The organism is Shewanella sp. NFH-SH190041 (assembly GCF_024363255.1).
Classification (GTDB): Bacteria; Pseudomonadota; Gammaproteobacteria; order Enterobacterales; family Shewanellaceae; genus Shewanella.
Genome location: NZ_AP026070.1, coordinates 965006 through 985369 on the forward strand (window position 1 = coordinate 965006; position 20364 = coordinate 985369).

Genomic DNA, 20364 nt, shown 5'->3' on the forward strand with positions numbered 1-20364 from the left:
AGTAAGCCATGCCAAAACGTACAGACATTCAAAGTATCCTTATCCTGGGCGCTGGCCCAATTGTGATTGGTCAGGCCTGTGAGTTTGACTACTCAGGTGCCCAAGCCTGTAAAGCACTGCGGGAAGAGGGGTACCGCGTCATTCTGGTGAACTCCAACCCGGCCACGATTATGACCGACCCGGAAATGGCCGATGCCACCTATATCGAGCCTATCCACTGGGAAGTGGTGCGCAATATTATCGCCAAAGAACGTCCTGATGCGATTTTGCCGACCATGGGCGGTCAGACGGCACTGAACTGTGCGCTGGAACTGGAACGTCAAGGGGTACTGGAAGAATTCAATGTAGAGATGATCGGGGCGACAGCCGATGCCATTGATAAGGCTGAAGACAGATCCCGCTTTGATACGGCGATGAAAAAAATTGGCTTGGAATGCCCCCGCGCTGGAATTGCCCACACGATGGAAGAGGCCTATGGCGTATTGGATCAAGTGGGATTCCCTTGCATTATCCGCCCTTCTTTTACCATGGGCGGCTCAGGCGGCGGTATCGCTTACAACAAGGAAGAATTTGAGGAAATTTGTAGCAGTGGACTGGATTTGTCACCCACCAATGAGTTGTTGATTGACGAGTCGCTGATCGGTTGGAAAGAGTACGAGATGGAGGTGGTGCGCGACCGCAATGACAACTGCATTATTGTCTGTGCCATTGAAAACTTCGACCCCATGGGGGTTCACACCGGTGACTCTATTACTGTTGCGCCGGCTCAAACGTTAACCGATAAAGAATACCAAATCATGCGAAACGCCTCGATGGCGGTATTGCGTGAAATCGGCGTAGAAACTGGCGGCTCCAACGTACAGTTCGGCATTAACCCCAAAACTGGCCGTATGGTGATTATTGAGATGAACCCTCGGGTATCTCGTTCATCGGCGCTGGCATCTAAAGCGACTGGCTTCCCGATTGCAAAAATCGCCGCCAAGCTGGCGGTAGGGTTTACGCTGGATGAGCTTTCCAATGATATTACCGGTGGTAAAACCCCTGCATCGTTCGAGCCTGCTATCGATTATGTGGTGACCAAGGTGCCACGCTTTAACTTTGAAAAGTTTGCCGGCTCCAATGACCGTCTGACCACACAGATGAAATCCGTAGGTGAAGTGATGGCTATCGGCCGTACCTTCCAAGAATCATTGCAAAAAGCTTTGCGCGGATTGGAAGTGGGGCGCAATGGGTTAGACCCGATTGTTGATGTGGAAGAGGCGGATGCCCTGCAGCGTATTCGCCATGAGCTCAAAGAGCCGGGCGCTGAGCGTATCTGGTACATTGCTGATGCTTTCCGCGCCGGTCTGTCCATGGAAGCCATTTTTAAGCTGACCAATATTGACCCTTGGTTCCTGGTGCAGATTGAAGATCTGATTAAGTCGGAAAACCGGGTTCGTGAGTTGGGCTGGGCTAACTTGGATGCGGGGCAACTGCGTCAACTGAAGCGTAAAGGTTTTGCTGATGCCCGCTTGGCAACACTGCTGGGCATTAGTGAAAACGAGCTGCGTAAGACTCGCCACCGTCATCAAATCTTCCCGGTATACAAGCGGGTGGATACCTGCGCGGCGGAGTTCTCTACCGATACAGCTTATATGTACTCCACCTATGAGGAGGAGTGTGAGGCTAACCCATCGACCCGTGACAAGATTATGGTATTGGGTGGCGGGCCAAACCGTATTGGGCAGGGGATTGAGTTCGATTACTGCTGTGTTCATGCAGCGCTGGCACTGCGCGAAGATGGTTACGAAACCATTATGGTTAACTGTAACCCAGAGACAGTTTCCACTGACTATGACACTTCCGACCGCCTGTATTTTGAGCCAGTCACACTGGAAGATGTACTGGAAATTGTTCGGGTTGAGCAGCCCAAAGGCGTTATTGTGCAGTACGGTGGTCAAACACCACTGAAACTGGCCCGCGCCTTGGAAGCGGCTGGTGTGCCTGTTATCGGTACCAGTCCGGATGCCATTGACCGCGCTGAAGACCGTGAGCGTTTCCAGCATGCGGTGCAGCGTTTGGGGCTGAAGCAGCCTGAAAACGATACTGTGACCACAGTCGAAGGCGCTGTGGTCTCTGCCGAGCGTATTGGGTACCCACTGGTGGTACGGCCATCTTATGTACTGGGCGGCCGGGCGATGGAAATTGTCTATGACGAGCAGGACTTACGCCGTTATTTCAACGAAGCGGTCAGCGTATCTAATGCCTCTCCCGTGTTGTTGGACCGTTTCTTAGATGATGCCACCGAGGTGGACATTGATGCGGTATGTGACGGTAAAACTGTGGTGGTTGGCGCCATTATGGAACATATCGAGCAGGCTGGGGTTCACTCAGGTGATTCAGGTTGTTCTTTGCCGCCATACACGCTGAGCAAGCAAATTCAAGACGAAATGCGCGAGCAGGTTCGCAAGCTGGCCTTCGAGCTGGGCGTTGTGGGGCTGATGAACGTACAGTTCGCGGTGAAAAATAACGAAATCTATATGATTGAAGTGAACCCCCGTGCTGCCCGTACCGTGCCATTCGTGTCCAAGGCTACTGGCGTACCGCTGGCCAAGATTGCTGCCCGGGTAATGGTGGGCAAATCTCTGATTGAACAGCAGTTCACCGAAGAGGTTATTCCACCTTACTATTCGGTGAAAGAAGTGGTTCTGCCATTTAATAAGTTCCCGGGTGTTGACCCGCTACTTGGCCCCGAAATGCGCTCAACCGGCGAGGTGATGGGGGTTGGTGATACTTTCGCTGAAGCCTATGCCAAGGCGCAGCTGGGCTCGGTAAAGGATATTCCGAAAAAAGGCCGTGCATTATTGTCTGTTCGTGACAGTGATAAAGGGCGAGTGGCGGATCTGGCCGCTAAGCTGGCAGAGCTGGGCTATGAGCTGGACGCAACCCACGGCACGGCTGTGGTGTTGGGTGAAGCCGGAATTAACCCTCGTTTGGTTAATAAGGTACATGAAGGCCGGCCGCATATTCTGGACCGTATCAAAAACGGTGAGTACACCTATATTGTTAACACCACTGAAGGACGTCAGGCGATTTCTGACTCTCGTCAGCTACGGGGTGGCGCTTTACGCTACAAGGTGCAGTACACCACAACCTTGAATGCGGCATTTGCGACCTGTATGGCATCGACATCTGATGATCGCAGTAAGGTAAATTCTGTGCAGGAGCTGCATCAGCGCATTAAGCGCAGCTAATAACAAACTCCCACTAGACCCGAAAAGGCCGCAATATCATTGCGGCCTTTTTTATGCACTCTTACCAGGGGCTGTTAACCGTTTATGATTAAATTTCGTTCGAGATAAAAGCGTTTTAATCGCGCCGAGTGGTTTGCTGCCTAGTTATTCTAAGCAAGAACCGCTCAACAAAGCGTAAAACGCTTTTAGCCGACCCCTGCGGGCAGCGTTTGAGGCACCTTTCTACTGCGTTATCGGCTTATCAGGTAATGAAACTACCTATCAAAGCCTCTGCCTTGTATAAAGCATCCTCAAATCGCTGCAAAAACAAACTTGAAAGGTCAACAGACCCTAGCAGCTCCGGCGGTGTTGTGATCTTGATAGTAAGGGCTTAAAACGGGTTAGCTGTATAACAGTGTTTCCGGCGCCGATGGTGCATTTATGAGTTCTGTTAGAGAAGAGGCGATGTATTTGGCATTATCCCAGCCTAGGCTTCCGCAACTGGCAAGGTAATAAGCTACAATATGTCGTTGCTCAACCTTAGCGACACAAATATTGCCGTTACCATCCATACAGATGGGGATGGCGTGGGGCATATAGTGTGCAAGGTTGAATGGTGTATCTTGCACAATCTCTGTGACGGAAAAAAACTGTAGTTCTTTGAAGCCAAAGTATATATCCGCACCATTGCTGTGTGCCCACCAGGCAAAGAACTCATCGGGTAAGCTCACATCAAATCGCTTTTCTATCTTACGGATCTCGGCGTTATTGGCGCCTGTGGGTTTGATTACGTATTCCATCTTATTTTTATGGCATGAATGGCAGATGGGATTTTACCAGTTTGTATCCGTCAGTATTTGGCTAATGGGGTGAAAACCGGGTTGTGAATGGCTGGATCCTGTGCGGATCATGGTCTTGTTTAGCGCTTTGTTCTACAATGCCGCCTCTGAATTTTCTTCATGATGTTGAATGAATGATTGATGTATCAGTTTTGCCGCTGTATCTCACTGCAGTTATGGCACTTTTATTGATCCCTGGCCCAGATATGTTGTTGATCACTTCTGCCAGTTTGAGCTATGGTCGCCGAGTTGGGGTATGGGCCAGTATGGGCAATGCCACTTCGGGGGTGATCCTGACACTCTTAGCCGCGATGGGGGTATCCGCTCTGGTTGCCATGAGCCCGGTGACGCTAGAGATTTTACGTTTAGTCGGCGCCGCTTATCTGCTGCGTTTAGGCTGGGGATGTCTACGTCAGGGTGATGTGGCCGAGGCAGAAACGCTCGCTCCTGCAAGAGATTTAGCCCGTCAGCTGTATCGCCGGGCAGTATTTAGCAATCTGCTAAATCCTAAGGCATTACTGTTTTTTGTACTGTTTTTGCCCCAGTTTGTGTCAACGCATGTGGCGGCATCTTCCGGTGAGCAAATGCTGGTATTGGGTCTGCTGTTGAATATCGCAGGCTTGCTGTTTAATTTGATTTTAGTGGCAGCCGTTGGCTCTGTAGGGCAGGCGCTGTTGAATCAGCCTAAATTTCGCCGCTATCAGAATAAGGTGATGGGCGGGGTATTTGTACTGCTTGCACTGTGGTTACTTAGCGCGCAGATTGTCGTGCCTAACTAATAGTAATTGAGCCCTATCAGTCAGCGCTGACAGGGCTGATATCAATCACCATGTTGATAATTGTATATCCGTGCTAATTGGGTCGACTTTTGCTGCTAGCCAGATGATGACCAAAAGCTTCAATGGTTTCACGGTATAATTGCAGCAGCGCGTGATTATCAACCTTGATTGCTACCTGCTGCGCCGGAGTATCCCAGCTGTTATTTGGATAATTGTGACTATCAAACTTTTGCAGTGTCATGCCTTCAGCGCACCCCTGTAATACAACCCGCACAGGACCTTGTCTAAGGGTAAATAAATGTGGGTTTATCACATAGGCAATGGCTGATGGGTCATGAACATGGCAGCCATCCAGCCCCAATTTTTCGGCATAAAACCTCAGATAATAACGGCTGATATCATAGATAAAACGGCCGGCTTCACCTGCTGTATCACGCAGATTGTCAAGATAGTGACCAGAGAAAAAACTTTGCTGGGTAACATCTAATCCAATAATCACAACAGGCCAGTTGGCAGTAAATACCCTATCCGCAGCATGGGGATCGTCATGAATATTAGCTTCTGCTACCGGGGTGACATTACCCCGATGACCATGCTCACCAAAAGCGCCGCCCATGATGACCACTTGTTTTACCCACTGGGTAATCTGTGGCTCGGTTTGCAATGCCAGCGCGAGGTTGGTTAATGGGCCGACGGCGACAAGCGTAATCTCTCCGGGATGAGCTTTTACCATATCAATAATAAATTGGTGTGCCGGGCGGGGATCGATTGGGATATCGGTTTGGGGTGGGATCTGTAAATCCCCAAAGCCGCTTTCGCCATGAACAATGACGGTTGGGCCATTACCGGGCTTGACGAGGGGGCGGTCAGTCCCCATGGCGATAGGGTAATCTCCCGCAAAACGCGCTTTTAAATATTGGGCATTACGGGTGGCATTTTCCACCGTGGCATTACCGTATACCGTGGTGATCCCCATAAGTTCAATTTGGGGATGGGCTTGGGCAAAGAGAATCGCCATAGCATCATCAATGCCGGGGTCGGTATCAAGAATAATTTTATTGTGCATAGGGTTAGGATATATCCACTCGGTATGATCTTTTCTGAGTGTACCCTGAACATGACGATATGATTGTGATCGAGTTGGATTGTTAGGCGCTTGCTGTTTATCTGGTGTGTGTTTGCAGCACTTGGGGCTGAGCTAAGTTCCTGCAGCAACCGAGCAATGATTAAAAAATTTGGTACTCACCATAGTATCTTGCAAGAAAAGTATATCGCGCAGCATGCCAATATCTGGTTTTAGTGCTGAGGCTGTTGATTTTGAACGGGTATATCTTGTGGCGTTGGTTATGGCATTTGCCCTATATAGGAAAAGCCCCGCACTGGGCGGGGCTTAGTAGCAGTATTGAAAACAGCGATTAACGGGTCCAAATCCAGTTTTCGATGTATTCAGGGTCTACACCATTGGCTTTGATGTAGTTTTTATGGTCTACCAGACGTTGCAGCATGTCAGTGGTGAGTGCTACGTGAGCAGTTTCATCAATCACACCTTGCTGGAACAGTTTGTAGGCCATGTCGATAACCAGGTGGTAACGAGAAGTGCCGTTACGTACACCCATATCGAATGGTGTGGTAGTTGAACCTTCTTCCTCATAACCTTTGATGCGGAAGCGGCGGTTGCCTTTGTAGTCAAATACCAGTTTCTTAATGGTGTTTGGATAACCGTGGTAGTTGAATACTACACCTTTGTCTTCAGTGAAGATTTCATCCATACGCCATGGTTGTTTCTGGAATTCACGGCTACCCAGGCCTGAGCTGTGTAGCTCAGAAACACTGACGAAGCGAACGCGAACTTTTGGCAGCAGCTCACGGATAAGCACCAGTGCGGCCATACATTCCTGAGTAACATAGTCACCACAACCTGCCAGTACTACATCAGGATTTTCATCAGAAGCAAAATCCCACACCATGATACCGTCTTTCGCTTGGCGACGCGCTTCTTCCAGTGTTAGCCACTGTGGCAGTTCTTTCTTACCGGCAACCAGAATATTCATCTTATCGCGGTCAGCATAAGCTTTTTCTGTGTATACCAGTGTGCTGTTACCGTCAGCAGGCAGATAAGCTGAGATAATATCTGGATGTTTTTCCAGCATAGCGCCGAGGAATGATGGATTCTGGTGAGAATAACCATTGTGATCCTGGCGTTCCAGCAGAGAAGACAGTACTACGTTGCAGCTTGGCAGCGGCTTACGGAAGTGTACACCTTGGCTGGCATAAACATATTTACAGTATTGGTCAGCCATGGAAGAGACAACCTGAGAGAAAGACTCATAGGTTGGGAACATACCGTGGCGGCCGGTTACGGTGTAACCATGCATCATACCGAACAGCAGGTTTTCGGACAGCAGTTCAATCACACGGCCATCACGAGCCATGTCAGTATCCCAGCTTTCGATAGGCCATTGCCATGCACGGTCAGTTTCTTCAAATACAGCTTGCAGCTGGTTTGAGTAAGTTTCATCTGGGCTGAAGATACGCAGATTTCTTTGGTCACGGTTCAGTTTGAATGCATCACGCATCCATTCACCCATTTTGAACATGGAGTAACCGCGGTGACCACGTGGTGTTTCTGGGCCATAAGCCAGTTTGGTCAGATCTGGGTTAGTCAGGGCGCGAACCACTTCACCACCGTATGCCAGGTGTTGACGACCACAGCACAATTCTTTTGGTGGGAGCAGGCTTTGGATATCAGCATCAAAGGTTAGATGACCGTTTTCATCCTGTTGGTACAGTTCATGGAACTTATAGCTTGCCAGCCAAGTATCCAGTGCCGCCAGATGACCTTTGTCAGTGGCACACTTGTTTACGATAACTTGGTGGGAGTCACAGTTGCCTTCCAGTTTTTTGCCATCGTAATCTTTAACACCAGTCCAGCCTTTTGCGGTGCGCATCAGAATAACTGGCCAGCGTGGTTTGACGACATCTTCACCGTTACGGGCACGGGTCTGAATGTCGGTGATCATGGTGTAAGCGGTATCCATTGCAGCAGTCATCTGCTCATAGATATCTTCTTCCATTTGATCATCCACAATGATTGGGTAGTAGCCCAGACCACGGAATTCCAGATCCAACTCTTCATGGCTCATACGACCCATGCGGGTTGGGCCAGAAATTTTGTAGCCGTTGATGTGAACGATTGGCAGAACGGCACCACAGGTTGCAGGGTCAACCAGACGGTTTGCATACCAAGAAGCAGCCAGTGGACCGGTTTCTGATTCACCATCACCCACCAGTACAGTGGCGATCAAATCAGGGTTATCCAGTACCGCGCCCCAACCTACAGACAGGGAGTAACCCAGTTCACCACCTTCCAGAATTTGGCCAGGGGCTTCAGGGTTAGCGTGGGATGGATAGCCATAAGCGGCAGAGAATTTACGGCAGATATCTTCGATACCGGTTTCATTGTATGGAATTGTTTCTGGGTAGTAGTGGCTCAGAGAACCTTCCATAAACAAGTTTGCTTGTACTGCAGGGAAACCGTGACCAGGACCGACCAGATACAGGAACGGACGTTTGTGCTTGGTAATGAGTCGGTTTACGTTGGCATAAACAAAGTTAATGCCGGGGCAGGTACCCCAGTGACCCAGCAGTCTGGGTTTAATATCACTGTGGCTCAGTGGACGCTTATGCAGAACATTCTGCTTCAGATAAATTTGAGAGGTAGCCAGGAAGTTGGTTGCTCTGACAAATTTTTTCAGTGCGGTGATCTCATGCTGTTGTGTCATAACGGGCCTCGACTTGCACAAAAGACAAATTAAATTTCGTTGCTTGCTAATCACTATATTTGTAGTTTTATTACAAAAACGTGTCCAATCTCCAAATTTGGGAACTGGAATTTCGACCGAAGTGATAAAATTATGCACAAAATGCGTAGTTATGCCGAAATTTAAGCCAAATAATTCGCTATTCATTTACGCTTGTTTCATCGGTAAAGCCATATGTAGCAAGGTTTGTCATTTGTTTAAGATGAAGCTGATGTAATGCTGGAATTAATTTTTGAAAAAAAATTTCATCTAGATACACAAAAACAAAAACTGTGAGTTAGATCGGTATTTATTGTGAGAGAAAGTGACAGATAGCCGTGTTAAAACTGGTGCTGGCAGGAAAGTTACCTGAGAAATACGTGAAATATTGCCGGTATTGGGGAATAAATGGCGGAATTTAGCCGTACTGTGATTACGCCTTAGCATGGCTACATAGTGAAATATTGCCGATTAAGTTGCTATTTTTTGCTAAGGCGTTTGTTTGCTATTCACCCGATAATGAGACTCAGATGGCTATGCCATGATGAATAATTCATCTGTTAATCGCCTCATCACATTCCAACAATTACTGGGCGGTAGCTTACTTTAATGGCCGCTGACGCCGGGTGAGATGCAATTTCCACAGGGTATGCAGCGTTAGGGTGACTAACACCAGTAACCCGCCGAGGATATCCATATTGGAAGGTTTATCGCCCAAGGCTAAGTAGACAAATAATGGCCCGAGAAAGATCTCCAGCAGCAAAATAAGTCCGGTTTGGGCCGCAGGTATATAGCGGGGGCATTGGAGATAAACATATATGATACAGGTACGACAACACCACCAAGAAAAATAGCAAATAATAGGTGTTTACCTTGCACATGGCTTGGTGTTGCACCGGCTGCGAGAGCAAACAGTGCAATAAATATCCCGGCCATGATGATCAGCGCTGCTGTATTTTTTCCTTGGGTAAAGCGCATTGAAACCAAATATACGGCAGTTGATAGCGCTGTTACCAAGGCATATAAATCCCCTTTTAACTGACTTTCTCCCGGGGCATGGGAAAAAATGATCCAGACGCCACCGACTGTTGCCGCAATCGCCAGTACAGAATAGAGCGGTAATTTTTCCCGCAAAAAGATAAATGCAATGATGGCGGTAAATAATGGGGCGGTATTGATGATCACTAAGGTACTGGTGACGGGTGTGTGAGCCAAAGCCTCAATAAAGCAGATACTGGATGCGGCAAATAACAGGCTGACTGTAATTGTCAGTGGATTTAATTGACGTAATTGTTTACTTAACTGTTGACGGTCAAATATCAGTAAATAGCTGCATAAACAGCCGGCTTGCATGGCACCGCGCCAAAACAGTAAATCCAAAGGAGCAGCGGCGACCAGTTTTACCATCAGACTGTCAAGACTTAGGATAATGATGCCAGTGAAAGCCAGCATTAGGCCGCGTTGGGTGTCAGTCATTCATGTTTACCATTAGCAAAAGGCCTGTTATATCCTCACCGCTATAGCTTTACAAGTTGTCACATAATTGATTTCAGTTCGATTTGGCATGGTAAGAGCTATGTTGAAATTGCCTTAGTATCGCAGCTTTTAGGTTTTGTTTGGATCTTGGGGCGGAGATGTCGTTAGTCAACGCACTGATAGGGATAAACGATATAGTCTGAGTTATTTTGCTAAAATGGCGACTGAGATAGGTATTTCAACAACTTGAGTCAATGTAAGTCGTTGCTTAGTTGTGAGAACTCATGCTAATGGTAACTGGGTCTGTAGCAATAAATTTACCGGCTGATCTGGTGTAATTTAACGGGCTTAGGTAAGCTGTACGGCATATCTGAAAGTGGTGTCTTGTGCGCGTTCAGGCGCAATCTCATCCGATAATAAGCTGTGTGGGCCTTAAGGTCTGCACGGGCTGCTTTTGTTTTACAGGAGATGAAAGAGAATTATGAATAAGGTTCCAATGACAGTGGTCGGTGCCGATCAACTGCGCAAAGAGCTGGATATGCTGAAATTTGAGCGCCGCCCTAAAATCTCTGAAGCCATCGCAACGGCCCGTGAACTTGGGGATCTGAAAGAAAATGCTGAATATCATGCTGCCCGTGAAGAGCAGGGTATTTGTGAAGCCCGTATCCGCGATATTGAAGGCAAGCTGTCTAATGCGCAGGTGATTGATGTCACCAAAATGGATAATAGCGGCAAAGTGATTTTTGGCGTAACAGTGACCATTATGAATTTGGACTCTGAAGATGAGATGACTTACCGCATCGTGGGCGATGATGAAGCGAACATCAAAGAAAATTTGATTTCAGTTAATTCACCGATTGCCCGTGGACTTATCGGTAAAAATGAAGGGGATGAAGTCAGTATCCAAACACCTGGTGGGATCACTGACTATGAAATTGTTGCTGTAGAATATATTTAATCTTGGTTTCATTTTCGTAAGTTACAAAAAGGCCGCTCAATGAGCGGCTTTTTTATTGCCTGATTGAAACAGGCTGATGCGGATGCATTAACGGGCTTTAGGCAGCGCGATTTTCATCTCTTCAGACTGACGGAACAGCACAGCGTTATGTCCGATAAGTTGGACGTTTACTGCACCTGTTTCCCGTACGATGGCCTCGACAATAGCCAGTTTGACCTCACGGTCAGTGGTAGGCACCTTAACTTTGATTAATTCATGATGAGCTAGGGCGTTGTCGATTTCAGCCAGTACACCTTCAGTCAGGCCATTGGCACCAAGCAGCACCACTGGCTTTAAATTATGTGCCAGACCTTTGAGGTACTGTTTCTGTTTGGTTGTCAGGTTCATTTATACCAACTTTTACTGAGTTACCGTTGAAAAACGGGTATTCTACCCTCATATAGGTTTAGGTGTAACTCACAATTGTTGCGGAATTTAGATGTCAGGTAAAAAACGTTCAGCCAGCTCCACCCGTTGGATGCAGGAACACTTCGATGATCATTATGTGAAATTGGCCCAAAAACGGGGACTTAGATCTCGAGCAGCTTTTAAGCTGGAAGAACTGCAGCAAAAAGACCAGTTGATAAAACAGGGCATGACCGTTGTGGATCTCGGTGCTGCGCCCGGTGGTTGGTCCCAAGTCGCGGTGAAATTGGTGGGAGAAAAAGGCAAGGTTGTTGCCTGTGACATTTTACCGATGGACCCAATCGTTGGGGTCGATTTTTTGCAGGGAGACTTCCGTGAAGACAAGGTTCTGGAAGCGCTGCTGATCCGGGTTGGTGATGATAAAGTTGATGTGGTGCTATCTGATATGGCGCCTAATATGAGTGGTACAGATGGCGTGGATCAGCCTCGCGCTATGTATTTGGTTGAGTTGGCGTTAGATATGTGTCACCAAGTATTGGCACCTAATGGCAGCTTTGCCGTTAAAGTATTTCAGGGAGAGGGATTTGATGAGTATATGAAGGCAGTGCGAGCGGCTTTCAAGACTGTCAAGACCAGAAAGCCGGATTCATCACGTCCTCGTTCTCGGGAAGTGTATCTGGTGGCGACAGGGTATAAGTTGTAGTAACCTACCGTTAGTTATTGCAAGACTTTGAAATGGGGTCTAAGAATTTGAGTGACATGGCAAAAAATCTAATACTCTGGGTAGTCATCGCCGTGGTGCTGATGACTGTATTCCAGGGTTATTCCCCTTCGTCGTCCTCAGCGTCGAAGATGGACTATTCAGCGTTTGTACAGGATGTGGAAAAAAATCAGGTAGCAACCGTAGATTTTAAGGCGGATCAGCGCACGATTAACGGCACGCTGAAAAGTGGTGAAAAGTTCACGACTATCATGCCTATCTATGATCGTGATTTGATCAATGACCTGCTGGCCAAGGGCGTTAAAGTCAAAGGCCAGGAAGCCGAGGAATCCGGATTCCTGACACAAATCTTTATCTCATGGTTCCCAATGCTGCTGCTGATCGGGGTATGGATTTTCTTCATGCGCCAGATGCAAGGCGGCGGTGGTAAGGGCGCGATGTCGTTTGGTAAGAGTAAAGCCAAATTGATGAGCGAAGACCAGATTAAAACCACTTTTGTTGACGTGGCTGGCTGTGATGAAGCCAAAGAGGAAGTGAAAGAATTGGTGGATTACCTGCGTGATCCGACCAAGTTCCAGCGCCTCGGTGGTCGTATTCCGACAGGTGTGTTGATGGTTGGTCCTCCAGGTACAGGTAAGACTTTGTTGGCAAAAGCTATTGCCGGTGAAGCAAAGGTACCGTTTTTCACTATTTCAGGTTCTGATTTTGTGGAAATGTTTGTGGGTGTGGGGGCTTCCCGTGTCCGTGACATGTTTGAACAGGCCAAAAAATCTGCTCCATGTATCATCTTTATTGATGAAATCGATGCGGTTGGTCGTCAGCGTGGTGCCGGTCTGGGCGGCGGTCATGATGAGCGTGAGCAAACCCTGAACCAGATGCTGGTTGAAATGGACGGTTTTGAAGGTAACGAAGGTATTATCGTTATCGCTGCAACTAACCGTCCGGATGTGTTGGATGCCGCTTTGCTGCGTCCGGGACGTTTCGACCGCCAGGTTGTTGTTGGTCTGCCGGATGTGCGTGGCCGTGAACAGATCCTGAAAGTGCATATGCGTAAAGTGCCTATCGGTGATGATGTTAAGGCCAGTGTTATTGCCCGTGGTACACCAGGTTTCTCTGGTGCTGACTTGGCTAACTTGGTTAACGAAGCGGCATTGTTTGCAGCTCGTGGTAACCGTAAAGTTGTGGGCATGGAAGAGTTTGAGCGGGCGAAAGATAAGATCATGATGGGGGCTGAACGTCGCTCCATGGTGATGTCTGAAGATGACAAACTGATGACGGCTTACCACGAAGCAGGTCACGCGATTGTGGGTTATCTGATGCCAGAACATGATCCTGTGCATAAAGTGACAATTATTCCTCGCGGCCGAGCCTTGGGGGTAACGTTCTTTTTGCCAGAAGCGGATGCCGTGAGTCAGAGTCGCCGGAAATTGGAGTGTCAGATTTCTGTTGCCTATGGTGGCCGGATGGCAGAAGAGCTTATTTTCGGTGAAGAAGCGGTATCTACCGGTGCATCACAGGATATCAAGTATGCGACATCCATTGCCCGTAATATGGTGACCCAATGGGGCTTCTCTGAAAGACTTGGACCTTTGTTGTACGCTGAAGAAGAAGGCGAGGTGTTTCTCGGTCGCTCTATGGCAAAATCAAAGCATATGTCAGATGAGACAGCTGCGATTATTGACTCTGAAATTAAGGTTATCATTGACCGCAACTATCAGCGCACTAAGCAGATCCTGACGGATAACATGGATATTCTGCATGCAATGAAAGATGCCTTGATGAAGTACGAAACCATTGATTCTCCTCAGATTAAAGATTTGATGGCGCGTCGTGATGTGCGTCCACCTGCAGATTGGCAGGATGACAACAACAATAGTAACCACAATGGTTCATCTCAAGGTGGTCAGCAGGATGTGACTGTTGAAGAAGCTGAAGTCGCGAATACTGATGTTCCTGAATCAGACATCAAAGCGCCGGGCGAAACGCCAGCAAAATAAGTATTGCGCTGGTGCCATAGCGTAGTCATTGAAAAGAAAACCCCGTAATGGGGTTTTCTTGTTTTTACCGTTTGGTGCCAATCGAGTTTTGTGGGATTGGTAAGATGCAATGTCAGTTGCGTCTTACTCAATTATCAGGAAAAGTGCTGCTCAAACGGGCGGATAAATTTATAGCGTTGTAGTGAGCTGATAAGCCATCACTGGAACGGGAGTGTAGGGTAATGAATATGTATCGATTAACCGCGCACGGTAAAACCTTGTTATTGGATAAACCTGTGGTGATGGGGATTTTAAATGTCACCCCGGATTCATTTTCTGATGGTGGGGATTTTGCTGCATTTGAAGCTGCTTGTCGGCATGCTGATGAAATGGTGGCTCAAGGCGCAGGTATTATTGATATTGGTGGTGAGTCAACTCGTCCTGGCGCCGCCGAAGTGAGTCTGAGTGAAGAGTTGGCCCGGGTTATCCCACTCGTTAAATACGTTGTCGCCAACCACGATGTGTGGATTTCTGTTGATACCAGTAAAGCTGAGGTGATGCGTCAAGCTGTGGCTGCCGGTGCGCATCTCATCAATGATGTGAGGGCATTGCAAGAGCCAGGAGCTTTACAGGCTGCAGCTGAATTGAATGTGCCGGTCTGCTTGATGCATATGCAGGGGCAACCGGATTCAATGCAAGCGGCGCCGCTATATAACAATGTACTGGATGAAGTTGAAGCGTTTTTACATGCTCGTGTTGAGGCTTGTATTGCAGCGGGTATTTCTCGAGAACACTTGCTACTGGATGTTGGTTTTGGCTTTGGTAAGACCTTGGAGCATAACTACCAGTTGTTAGCGAATTTGGATAGATTCCACCAAATGGCGCTGCCTTTGCTGATAGGATTGTCAAGAAAGAGTATGATCGGCAACTTACTGGGTCGTGCACCGAAAGATTGCCTCGCAGGCAGCTTGGCCGGTGCGATGCAGGCGTTGCAACTAGGAGCTCATATTATTCGGGTTCACGATGTGGCACAAACCTGCAATATGGTTGAAGTTTTTCAGGCCTGTAAGCAGCAGCGCCGCAATGATTAATGATACACACTATCACAAGCAGCAAGTGGTAAGGATTGAATAATGAGAAAGTTTTTTGGCACGGACGGCGTTCGGGGAAAAGTTGGCGCGGGTAAAATGACGCCAGAATTAGCATTGAAACTGGGTTGGGCCGCAGGCAGGGTGTTGAGTCGGGCCGGTACGCGTAAAGTTATCATCGGTAAAGATACCCGCATTTCCGGCTATCTGTTTGAGTCTGCCCTTGAAGCTGGTTTGTCTGCCGCGGGATTAAATGTGATGCTGATGGGACCAATGCCGACGCCGGCGGTTGCTTATTTGACTCGGACTTTCCGGGCTGAAGCTGGGGTGGTGATCAGTGCATCTCATAATCCTTATTATGATAATGGCATTAAGTTTTTCTCCACCGATGGCAGTAAGTTAGACGATGCTGTTGAATTAGCCATTGAAGCTGAATTGGAAAAACCGTTGACCTGTGTGGAATCCCAATTGTTGGGGAAAGTGTCTCGTATTGAGGATGCCGCTGGACGTTATATTGAGTATTGCAAGGGTAACTTCCCTGCGGATCAGACCCTTGAAGGCTTAAAAATTGTGGTGGATTGCGCCCATGGTGCAACTTATCACATTGCCCCGAGCGTATTTCGGGAATTGGGGGCTGAGGTTGTCGCCATTGGTGTTAAGCCCAATGGGATCAATATTAATGATAATGTTGGCGCCACATCTATGGGGGCCATCAGTGCTGCGGTAGTGGAGCACCAAGCTAATCTGGGTATTGCTCTGGATGGTGACGGCGATCGCATCATGATGGTGGATCGTCATGGCAATGTCGTTGATGGCGATCAAGTACTTTATATTCTGGCCTCTGATGCCCAGCAGCGCGGTCAGCTTAAAGGTGGTGTTGTGGGCACCTTGATGTCCAATTTGGGGTTGGAGCTGGCGCTGAACGCAAAAGGTATTCCATTTGCTCGCTCTAAAGTGGGCGATCGCTATGTGATGGAATTGCTGAAAGAAAAAGGCTGGCGTATTGGCGGCGAAAATTCTGGTCATATTTTGGACTTAGACCATGGCACAACCGGCGATGGGATCGTGGCTGGTATTTTGGTGCTGGCAGCTATGCAGCGGCAACAAAAAGTCTTTGAAGAGATGACCGCAGGGCTGACCATGTTCCCGCAAGTGCTTGTGAATGTCCGTTTTGAAGGACAGGATGATCCATTGCTGCATCCTGACGTGATTGCTGCGAAAGAGGCGGTGGAAGCCGAGTTGGGTGAAACTGGGCGTGTTTTACTGCGTAAATCAGGCACAGAGCCACTGCTGCGAGTAATGGTTGAAGGTGAAGATCGCGATACAGTGACTCAGCTAGCGAATCGAATTGCTGATGCCGTTCGCAGTGCAACAGCATAACGCGGCAATATGCTTGTGTGATGCTACGCGATATAACGGTGAGATTTTCGCCGTTATGTCGCGAAAGGCAATAAAAGCATTTCTCTCAGTATAAAAATCAAGCATTCTCGCGGTTTAGCATAAAAATAACGGTTTTTAGCCTTGTAACTTAGATCCCGGTTCGCTATTATTCACGCCGCTTTCAGAGGAGACAGAGATGGCACTCAGACGTCCAATGGTTGCTGGTAACTGGAAAATGAATGGTGATGCGCACTTGGCGCAGGAGCTATTTAAGAAATTCGCTACCAAGCTCCAAGATGATTCAGCAGAAGTGGTTTTATGTCCACCTTCAATATATCTGGAGAGTGTCAGGCAGTTGCTGGAAGCTAACAAGGAAGCCTTAAATGGTTGCCTCGTTAGAATGGGTGCTCAGAACCTGAGTCAGCATGATTTTGGTGCTTATACAGGTGAAGTATCTGGCAAAATGTTAAAAGATGCCGGATGCCGGTATGTGATTATCGGTCACTCAGAACGCCGCCGTATGTATGGTGAAACCAGCGATATTGTTGCTGAGAAGTTCGCTGCGGCACAAAAGCACGGCTTAACGCCAATACTGTGTGTTGGTGAGTCCGGTCCAGCGCGGGAAGCAAGACGTACCTTTGAGGTCATTGCTGAAGAGTTGGATGTGGTTATCGAGAAAAACGGCACCATGGCTTTTGATAATGCGATTATCGCTTACGAGCCATTATGGGCAGTAGGGACAGGTAAGAGCGCGACCCCAGAGCAGGCACAGGAAGTACACGCGTTTATACGCAAGCGTCTCTCTGAAGTGTCTCCATACATTGGAGAGAACATCAGGATTTTGTACGGTGGCAGTGTGACCCCGGGGAATGCAGCTGATTTGTTTGCTCAACCTGATGTTGATGGTGGACTGATAGGCGGAGCTAGCTTAAACTCTACCGAGTTTTTAAGTCTGTGTTCCATAGCGATGAGCGCGTAATATGTTTAATGTTCTGATAGTTGTTTACTTGCTGGTAGCGATCGCCTTAGTTGGCTTGATTTTGATTCAGCAAGGTAAAGGTGCTGACATGGGTGCTTCTTTTGGCGCCGGTGCATCAGGAACCTTATTCGGTTCAAGTGGTTCAGGTAACTTCCTGACTCGCAGCACTGCGATTCTGGCCATTGCGTTTTTTGTACTGAGTTTAGTTATTGGTAACTTGAGTGCAAACCACGTAAAACAAGCTGATTCGTGGAGCGATTTGGGCACATCCGTTGAGCAAGTGAAAGATCATGCGCCTCAACCAGCCCAACAGTCACAGGAAAAAATTCCAGACTGATAACGATTTTGCCGAGGTGGTGGAATTGGTAGACGCGCAGCCTTGAGGTGGCTGTGACCTAACGGTCGTGCGGGTTCAAGTCCCGCTCTCGGCACCAACCATAAAATCATTGAGCAGTTAATATACAGTTGACTTGCTTAGTGATTGCAAGTTTTGGCTAAAGCCAATATACTTGCTCCCAGTTGACGCGGGGTGGAGCAGCATGGTAGCTCGTCGGGCTCATAACCCGAAGGTCGTCGGTTCAAATCCGGCCCCCGCAACCAGCTCCCAGTTTCCAATCTTATATAGATTTGTTACTGTTCACAGGTTCTTAAATAATAGCCTCGTACTTACGGGGTTTTTTGTTATTTGGACTTTGACATTGGCCGTATTCAGGCGGCAGATTACTGGGGCTTTTATAGCCCTTTTTTGTTTTTTGGGGGTCAGCTTGGCAACATTGGAAAACAGACTGGCAGACATGCTCAAGTCACCGGTCGAAGGGCTGGGATACCAGCTTTGGGGCATCGAATACATTCAGGCCGGCAAGCATTCTACGCTGCGCATTTACATTGACAGTGAGAATGGGATCAATATTGAAGATTGTGCCGAAACCAGCCGTCAAGTCAGTGCTGTGCTTGATGTTGAAGATCCGATTTCCCACGAATTTACCCTTGAAGTTTCATCCCCTGGCGTAGACAGACCCCTGTTCACCTCTGAGCAGTATGCCCGCTATGTTGGTGAAGAAACCAAGGTTCAGTTGACTATGCCGGTAGATGGTAGTCGCAATATGAAAGGCACCATCGTCAAGGTTGAAGGACAAATGCTTACTTTGACAGTGGATGGTAAAGAAAAAATCGTTGCCATTGACAACATTCGCAAAGCCAATCTGATCGCGAAGTTTTGATGGTTTCAAGGTGAACGAGGCAAGACGATGAATAAAGAGATTCTGCTGGTCGCTGAAGCGGTATCCAACGAAAAAGCGGTACCGCGCGAAAAGATTTTTGAAGCGTTGGAATTTGCGCTGGCAACGGCAACTAAGAAAAAATACGAGGGTGACATCGATGTACGCGTCGCCATTGATCGTAAAACCGGTGATTATGATACTTTCCGCCGTTGGCAGGTTGTTGATGACAACGGTGAGCCACTGGAAAATCCATTTCGTGAGATCACGCTGGATGCTGCCCGTTATGACGAGCCAGAGATTCAGGTGGGTGAATATGTTGAAGATCAGATTGAGTCTGTAGTCTTTGATCGTATCACGACTCAAACCGCCAAGCAGGTTATCGTACAGAAAGTACGTGAAGCTGAACGTGCTCAGATTGTTGAGCAGTTCGAAGACAAAGAAGGCGAGCTGATCACCGGCGTAGTGAAGAAAAGTAACCGTGACAGTGTCGTGGTTGATCTGGGCAATAATGCCGATGGCGTATTGTACAAAGAAGATTTGATCAGCCGTGAAAGCTTCCGGCCAGGTGACCGCGTGCGTGCTCTGCTGTATGCTGTGCGTCCAGAAGCCCGCGGTGCTCAATTATTCCTGACCCGTACTAAGCCGGAAATGCTCATCGAGCTGTTCCGTGTTGAAGTACCAGAAATTGCCGATGAAATGATCCAGGTAATGGGTGCTGCCCGTGATCCTGGTAGCCGTGCCAAAATCGCCGTGAAATCTAACGACAAACGTATCGATCCTATCGGTGCTTGTGTGGGTATGCGTGGCGCACGGGTTCAGGCTGTTTCCAATGAATTAGGCGGTGAGCGTGTTGATATCGTGCTGTGGGATGACAATCCAGCTCAGTTCGTGATCAATGCCATGGCGCCGGCAGATGTGGCCTCTATCATCGTAGATGAAGATCACCACGCTATGGATATTGCCGTTGAGTCAGATTCATTGGCTCAGGCGATTGGTCGTAACGGCCAAAACGTACGTTTAGCCACTCAGCTGACTGGTTGGGAACTGAACGTAATGACAGTAGATGACATGAATGCTAAGCATCAGGCTGAAAGTGCCAAAGTAGTGGCTCTGTTCACTTCATCTCTGGATATTGACGACGATTTTGCTCAGGTACTGGCTGATGAAGGTTTCACTTCTTTGGAAGAGATCGCCTATGTACCTGCGTCTGAACTGCTGTCTATCAACGGTCTGGATGAAGAGACTGTTGAAGTATTGCGTGAACGCGCTAAAGCAGCAATTTCTACCCGTGCTCTGGCACAGGAAGAAGCTCTGGATGGGGTTAAACCAAGTCCTGAGTTGCTGGCGCTTGAGGGAGTTGAGCGACATTTAGCATTTACTCTGGCGAGTAAGGGCATTGTGACGCTTGAAGATTTAGCCGAACAAGGCATTGACGATTTGATCGAGATAGAAGAATTGACAGAAGAAAAAGCAGGTGAGCTGATTATGGCCGCCCGTAATATCTGTTGGTTCGGCGAAGAAGCATAGTCGA

17 protein-coding genes and 2 tRNA genes are annotated in these 20364 nt (G+C 48.1%); 13 read left to right on the plus strand and 6 right to left on the minus strand.

Translation table 11 applies throughout. From position 1 onward, the window contains the following. Positions 1–8 precede the first annotated feature (8 nt). A complete protein-coding gene (gene carB / locus NFHSH190041_RS04310) occupies positions 9–3233 on the plus strand; it encodes a carbamoyl-phosphate synthase large subunit (protein WP_261924070.1) in 3225 nt (1074 codons plus the stop codon). 380 nt (positions 3234–3613) lie between these two features. Here carB and NFHSH190041_RS04320 read toward each other — a convergent pair whose 3' ends face one another. Beyond that, complete coding sequence (locus NFHSH190041_RS04320) at positions 3614–4012, minus strand: SMI1/KNR4 family protein (RefSeq protein WP_261924072.1); 399 nt, start codon at positions 4010–4012, stop codon at positions 3614–3616. Positions 4013–4185: 173 nt separating this feature from the next. Here NFHSH190041_RS04320 and NFHSH190041_RS04325 point away from each other — a divergent pair, with 173 nt between their 5' ends. After that, entirely contained in the window at positions 4186–4830 is a 645-nt protein-coding gene (locus NFHSH190041_RS04325; protein ID WP_261924073.1) for a LysE family translocator, read from the plus strand. 73 nt (positions 4831–4903) lie between these two features. Here NFHSH190041_RS04325 and NFHSH190041_RS04330 read toward each other — a convergent pair whose 3' ends face one another. The 4 genes from NFHSH190041_RS04330 to NFHSH190041_RS04345 form a co-directional block, all read right to left on the minus strand. Next, positions 4904–5896 carry a nucleoside hydrolase gene (locus NFHSH190041_RS04330; RefSeq protein ID WP_261924074.1) on the minus strand — a complete coding sequence of 331 codons (993 nt, stop codon included), beginning with the start codon at positions 5894–5896 and terminating at the stop codon, positions 4904–4906. Positions 5897–6245: 349 nt separating this feature from the next. Then, positions 6246–8612 (minus strand): phosphoketolase family protein, encoded by a 2367-nt coding sequence (locus NFHSH190041_RS04335; RefSeq protein ID WP_261924075.1) that lies wholly within the window; start codon positions 8610–8612, stop codon positions 6246–6248. Positions 8613–9231: 619 nt separating this feature from the next. Beyond that, positions 9232–9393 (minus strand): hypothetical protein, encoded by a 162-nt coding sequence (locus NFHSH190041_RS04340; RefSeq protein WP_261924076.1) that lies wholly within the window; start codon positions 9391–9393, stop codon positions 9232–9234. Beyond that, positions 9351–10106, minus strand: coding sequence for a DMT family transporter (locus NFHSH190041_RS04345; protein ID WP_261924077.1), 756 nt, complete (start codon positions 10104–10106; stop codon positions 9351–9353). The genes NFHSH190041_RS04340 and NFHSH190041_RS04345 overlap by 43 nt, the downstream gene beginning before the upstream one ends. Positions 10107–10587: 481 nt before the next feature. Here NFHSH190041_RS04345 and greA point away from each other — a divergent pair, with 481 nt between their 5' ends. Further along, entirely contained in the window at positions 10588–11064 is a 477-nt protein-coding gene (gene greA / locus NFHSH190041_RS04350; RefSeq protein ID WP_261924078.1) for a transcription elongation factor GreA, read from the plus strand. 87 nt (positions 11065–11151) lie between these two features. On the opposite strand, the gene yhbY is transcribed toward greA, so the two are convergent. After that, entirely contained in the window at positions 11152–11451 is a 300-nt protein-coding gene (yhbY, locus tag NFHSH190041_RS04355; RefSeq protein ID WP_261924079.1) for a ribosome assembly RNA-binding protein YhbY, read from the minus strand. A gap of 91 nt (positions 11452–11542) precedes the next feature. Between yhbY and rlmE the strand changes: the two genes are divergently transcribed. The 10 genes from rlmE to nusA all read left to right on the plus strand — a co-directional run bounded on the left by rlmE (position 11543) and on the right by nusA (position 20360). Then, complete coding sequence (gene rlmE, locus NFHSH190041_RS04360) at positions 11543–12172, plus strand: 23S rRNA (uridine(2552)-2'-O)-methyltransferase RlmE (protein ID WP_261924080.1); 630 nt, start codon at positions 11543–11545, stop codon at positions 12170–12172. A gap of 32 nt (positions 12173–12204) precedes the next feature. After that, positions 12205–14187: an ATP-dependent zinc metalloprotease FtsH gene (ftsH, locus tag NFHSH190041_RS04365; RefSeq protein ID WP_261924081.1), complete on the plus strand. Its 1983-nt coding sequence runs from the start codon at positions 12205–12207 to the stop codon at positions 14185–14187. Positions 14188–14414: 227 nt separating this feature from the next. Further along, positions 14415–15257 carry a dihydropteroate synthase gene (folP, locus tag NFHSH190041_RS04370; protein WP_261925036.1) on the plus strand — a complete coding sequence of 281 codons (843 nt, stop codon included), beginning with the start codon at positions 14415–14417 and terminating at the stop codon, positions 15255–15257. A 42-nt stretch (positions 15258–15299) separates the two neighbouring features. Beyond that, positions 15300–16634: a phosphoglucosamine mutase gene (gene glmM / locus NFHSH190041_RS04375; protein ID WP_261924082.1), complete on the plus strand. Its 1335-nt coding sequence runs from the start codon at positions 15300–15302 to the stop codon at positions 16632–16634. 196 nt (positions 16635–16830) lie between these two features. Continuing rightward, a complete protein-coding gene (tpiA, locus tag NFHSH190041_RS04380; protein WP_261924083.1) occupies positions 16831–17613 on the plus strand; it encodes a triose-phosphate isomerase in 783 nt (260 codons plus the stop codon). Position 17614: 1 nt separating this feature from the next. Beyond that, on the plus strand, positions 17615–17950 hold the full coding sequence (gene secG, locus NFHSH190041_RS04385; protein WP_261924084.1) for a preprotein translocase subunit SecG: 336 nt from the start codon (positions 17615–17617) through the stop codon (positions 17948–17950). A gap of 10 nt (positions 17951–17960) precedes the next feature. Next, a tRNA-Leu gene (locus NFHSH190041_RS04390) sits at positions 17961–18047 on the plus strand. 89 nt (positions 18048–18136) lie between these two features. After that, positions 18137–18213, plus strand: a tRNA-Met gene (locus NFHSH190041_RS04395). A gap of 164 nt (positions 18214–18377) precedes the next feature. Further along, the gene (gene rimP, locus NFHSH190041_RS04400; RefSeq protein WP_261924085.1) at positions 18378–18833 is read left to right on the plus strand and encodes a ribosome maturation factor RimP; all 456 of its coding nucleotides are present in this window, start codon (positions 18378–18380) and stop codon (positions 18831–18833) included. A gap of 27 nt (positions 18834–18860) precedes the next feature. Then, positions 18861–20360 (plus strand): transcription termination factor NusA, encoded by a 1500-nt coding sequence (gene nusA / locus NFHSH190041_RS04405; RefSeq protein ID WP_261924086.1) that lies wholly within the window; start codon positions 18861–18863, stop codon positions 20358–20360. Positions 20361–20364: the final 4 nt, after the last annotated feature.

Excerpts from the sequence above, each read along its gene's own strand:
- carB (WP_261924070.1), top strand. The coding sequence starts at position 9 with ATGCCAAAACGTACAGACATTCAAAGTATCCTTATCCTGGGCGCTGGC.
- NFHSH190041_RS04320 (WP_261924072.1), bottom strand. The coding sequence starts at position 4,012 with ATGGAATACGTAATCAAACCCACAGGCGCCAATAACGCCGAGATCCGT.
- NFHSH190041_RS04325 (WP_261924073.1), top strand. The coding sequence starts at position 4,186 with ATGATTGATGTATCAGTTTTGCCGCTGTATCTCACTGCAGTTATGGCA.
- NFHSH190041_RS04330 (WP_261924074.1), bottom strand. The coding sequence starts at position 5,896 with ATGCACAATAAAATTATTCTTGATACCGACCCCGGCATTGATGATGCT.
- NFHSH190041_RS04335 (WP_261924075.1), bottom strand. The coding sequence starts at position 8,612 with ATGACACAACAGCATGAGATCACCGCACTGAAAAAATTTGTCAGAGCA.
- NFHSH190041_RS04345 (WP_261924077.1), bottom strand. The coding sequence starts at position 10,106 with ATGACTGACACCCAACGCGGCCTAATGCTGGCTTTCACTGGCATCATT.
- greA (WP_261924078.1), top strand. The coding sequence starts at position 10,588 with ATGAATAAGGTTCCAATGACAGTGGTCGGTGCCGATCAACTGCGCAAA.
- yhbY (WP_261924079.1), bottom strand. The coding sequence starts at position 11,451 with ATGAACCTGACAACCAAACAGAAACAGTACCTCAAAGGTCTGGCACAT.
- rlmE (WP_261924080.1), top strand. The coding sequence starts at position 11,543 with ATGTCAGGTAAAAAACGTTCAGCCAGCTCCACCCGTTGGATGCAGGAA.
- ftsH (WP_261924081.1), top strand. The coding sequence starts at position 12,205 with ATGGGGTCTAAGAATTTGAGTGACATGGCAAAAAATCTAATACTCTGG.
- folP (WP_261925036.1), top strand. The coding sequence starts at position 14,415 with ATGTATCGATTAACCGCGCACGGTAAAACCTTGTTATTGGATAAACCT.
- glmM (WP_261924082.1), top strand. The coding sequence starts at position 15,300 with ATGAGAAAGTTTTTTGGCACGGACGGCGTTCGGGGAAAAGTTGGCGCG.
- tpiA (WP_261924083.1), top strand. The coding sequence starts at position 16,831 with ATGGCACTCAGACGTCCAATGGTTGCTGGTAACTGGAAAATGAATGGT.
- secG (WP_261924084.1), top strand. The coding sequence starts at position 17,615 with ATGTTTAATGTTCTGATAGTTGTTTACTTGCTGGTAGCGATCGCCTTA.
- nusA (WP_261924086.1), top strand. The coding sequence starts at position 18,861 with ATGAATAAAGAGATTCTGCTGGTCGCTGAAGCGGTATCCAACGAAAAA.